1 protein-coding gene and 1 pseudogene are annotated in these 1,104 nt (G+C 48.3%); both read right to left on the bottom strand.

Going from position 1 to position 1,104, the window contains the following annotated elements; translation table 11 throughout:
- Positions 1 to 788: WD40 repeat domain-containing protein (locus GZ78_RS27005; RefSeq protein WP_034843450.1), on the bottom strand; the 788-nt coding region annotated here is incomplete at its 3' end.
- Between the two features lie 105 nt (positions 789 to 893).
- Positions 894 to 995, bottom strand: a pseudogene (locus GZ78_RS31110) (F-box-like domain-containing protein); the annotation flags it as partial.
- Positions 996 to 1,104: the final 109 nt, after the last annotated feature.

Here is a 1,104-nt window from a genome sequence, read left to right as displayed (position 1 = left end):
TCATCATGCTGGATGATGGCTTTCTCCTGCCATTGACCGTCGACAAGCCCCCAGATTTTGGCAGTATTATCTTCAGAGGCTGTCACAAGGTGGTTTCCATCGGGGCTGAAGTTGGCACTGTTCACCCACTTAGAATGCGGGATGGTGGCTTTTTTCTGCCATTGACCGTCGACAAGCCCCCAGACTTTGACGGTATCATCGTCAGAGACTGTCACAAGGTGGTTTTCATCGGGGCTGAAGGTGACACTGTTCACCGAGCTAGAATCCTGGATGGTGAATTTTTTCTGCCATTGACCGTCGACAAGCCCCCAGACTTCGGCGGTATGATCGTCAGAGGCTGTCACAAGGTAGTTTCCATCGGGGCTGAAGCAGGCATTGTTCACCGGCATGGAATGCTGGATGATGGCTTTTTCCTGCCATTGACCGTCGACGAGCCCCCAGATTTTGGCGGTATTATCCTTAGAGGTTGTCACAAGGTGGTTTCCATCAGGGCTGAAGCTGGCACCGTTCACACAGTCATCATGCTGGATGGTGGCTTTTTCCTGCCATTGACCGTCGACAAGCCCCCAGATTTTGGCGGTATTATCGTTAGAGGCTGTCACAAGGTGGTTTCCATCGGGGCTGAAGGTGGCATTGTTCACCCAGTCAAAATGCGGGATGGTGGCAACGTTTTGGCAGGTCAACTCTTTTGCTTCTACTAATACTTTGGCAATGGAGAAAAATAATATCTCGGGAAAGTGTTCATGGTGCAAAACGTTATCTAACTCCTCTGCCAATTCTCCACCCATATTGCTAAATCCTGTTAGCCAGCCTTGAATGGATGATGTATAGCACTCGGCGGTTAGTGGACTAATTCGATTTGAAAGGTGGCAATCACGGAAGAAGGAGCGAGCAATTATGTGATGAGTATCAATAAGTCCTTTCCAATCGCGGTGCACCTTCCTGCAAACAGCAAGGTCCCTTGTATCCAGATAGGAAAAAATTTTTTCAGTCATTTCATCTGGGATGGGGTTTATAGCCTTGTCGATAAACTTTGCTTTTTTAAGGCTTGGCTCACTTGTATTCAAGCTCTCGTGACGGGGCTCTTTTCCTTGTAGATTTACT

It is taken from the genome of Endozoicomonas numazuensis, from assembly GCF_000722635.1.
GTDB lineage: Bacteria > Pseudomonadota > Gammaproteobacteria > Pseudomonadales > Endozoicomonadaceae > Endozoicomonas_A > Endozoicomonas_A numazuensis.
This window is presented reverse-complemented; position numbering and strand designations above follow the sequence as displayed.